The following is a 1688-nucleotide window of genomic DNA, read 5'->3' on the forward strand; positions in this document are numbered from 1 at the left end:
GGCGCCGCCGGCCCTGCCGTGACATCGACCAAATCGGCGACGGGTCATCTGCTCGGCGCGGCCGGCGGCGTCGAGGCGATCTTCGCAATCCTGGCGCTACGGGATCAGATCATCCCCGCCACCTTGAATTTCGAGGATCCGGATCCCGCCTGCGACGGTATCGATATCGTCGCAGGGGCGGCGCGACCGACATCCATGCGGTACGCCCTATCGAACGGCTTCGGCTTCGGCGGCGTCAACGCGAGCGTGCTGTTCAGATCGTGGGACCGGCGGCCCTGACGCCCAAGCCCTCAGCCGCGGGGCTCGTCCACGGCGCTTCTATCAGCCGGGATGGAAGATGCAGCGGACGAGCATGGAAACGTTGGAGCGCGAACGCACGCACTGCACCGTCGTCCCGGGAAGCGCGATGGTCTTCGGTTCGTTGATCGTCGCGTCGTTGTCGCCGGACATGAGGCCGAGGCGCATCTTGAGGACGGACGCGTCGCTGCCTGCCTGGCCCTGAAGGGCGGACAGGACATCGGTCACGACGTCGGAGAACCGAAGGGCGTTGGCTTGATCGGCGCGGGTGCCGTCGACTTCGACGGAGGCCACGCGGCCGTCGCGATCGCGCTGCAGCAGGATCGTGACGTCCTGCTTCGCCGTATGATCCATCAGGCCGGCAGCCCGCATCAGTGACACGGACCGCAGGAATCCGGCATCCCCAGTCGTGCACTGGTCGCTGTCGTCAGGCATGTGATCACACGACGCAATCGCGCCCGACGCCGGATTTGCGGGGTTCTTCGCCGCCTCGGTCCTGTCGAAGGCGGCCCTGAAAGACGGGAGATCCAGCCCGAAGGACGTCGGGCTTTTCGCCGCCGCGATGATCGTGCCGGTCACCGGCTGCGGCAGAAGCGCGAACCCCATGGCGGCGACGACGGCGAAGCCAATGAACGCGATGAGCCAGTGCGGGCGGGCGCCCGTACGTGGCATCGAGCCGGAGGCGATCTGGGTGATCCGTGATGCCAGGCGCAGGGATGTCGCCCCGCGGTGCGCATCGGAACCCGATCGTCCGGCACAGGATCGCGCCCGAAAACGTCCGGCCGTTCCGAACCTCCACAGAGCCCCGTGCAGTATGTTATGGTTCACTCAAGCCTCCGAGGATCGGCGATGCCGGTCCCGACATCGAAGCAAAGCGCTCTAACCTACCAATCGGTATAAAACGACTGGTCGAGAGTCGCAAGCGTTGTGTGGTGATCCGTCCAAGTGAGCGGTCTTCGGATGCGCGAACCGTGAAACGCGTCGCACGGCTCACTCCGCCGGCTGGTGAAGATGCGGATGCGCCTGCACTTTGTCGGCAACCGCAGCCGTCCTGTGCTCGCGTTTGACCCGGAACCACAGGGCGTAGAGCGCCGGCAGGAAGAGCAGCGTCAGCAGCGTCCCCATGCCGACCCCGCCGATGAGGACGTAGGCGAGCGCACCCCAGAACACCGAGTGCGTTAGCGGGATGAAAGCCAGCATCGCGGCAACGGCTGTCAAAATCACGGGCCGGGCGCGGCGTACCGTCGACTCGATGATCGCGTCGTAGTCGCTCAAGCCCGCCGCCATGTCGTGATGGATCTGATCCACCAGGATCAATGTGTTGCGCATCAGAATGCCGGAGAGGCCGATGAGGCCCAGGATGGCATTGAAGCCGAAGGCCTGGTGGAAGA

At 65.5% G+C, this 1688-nt stretch carries 2 protein-coding genes and 1 pseudogene; 1 reads left to right on the forward strand and 2 read right to left on the reverse strand.

What is annotated here, in order from left to right:
• Nucleotides 1-279 (forward strand): annotated as a pseudogene (locus GSQ79_RS16270) (beta-ketoacyl-ACP synthase II); the annotation flags it as partial.
• A 42-nt stretch (nucleotides 280-321) separates the two neighbouring features.
• Here the strand turns inward: GSQ79_RS16270 and GSQ79_RS16275 are convergent.
• Both GSQ79_RS16275 and GSQ79_RS16280 read right to left on the reverse strand, forming a co-directional pair.
• The gene (locus GSQ79_RS16275) at nucleotides 322-969 is read right to left on the reverse strand and encodes a hypothetical protein (protein ID WP_158809735.1); all 648 of its coding nucleotides are present in this window, start codon (nucleotides 967-969) and stop codon (nucleotides 322-324) included.
• Between the two features lie 318 nt (nucleotides 970-1287).
• Nucleotides 1288-1688, reverse strand: a 401-nt coding sequence (locus tag GSQ79_RS16280) for an efflux RND transporter permease subunit (RefSeq protein WP_174243231.1), incomplete at its 5' end; no start/stop codon positions are given.

The sequence above is a fragment of the Beijerinckia sp. L45 genome, assembly GCF_009765775.1.
Classification (GTDB): Bacteria; Pseudomonadota; Alphaproteobacteria; order Rhizobiales; family Beijerinckiaceae; genus RH-AL1.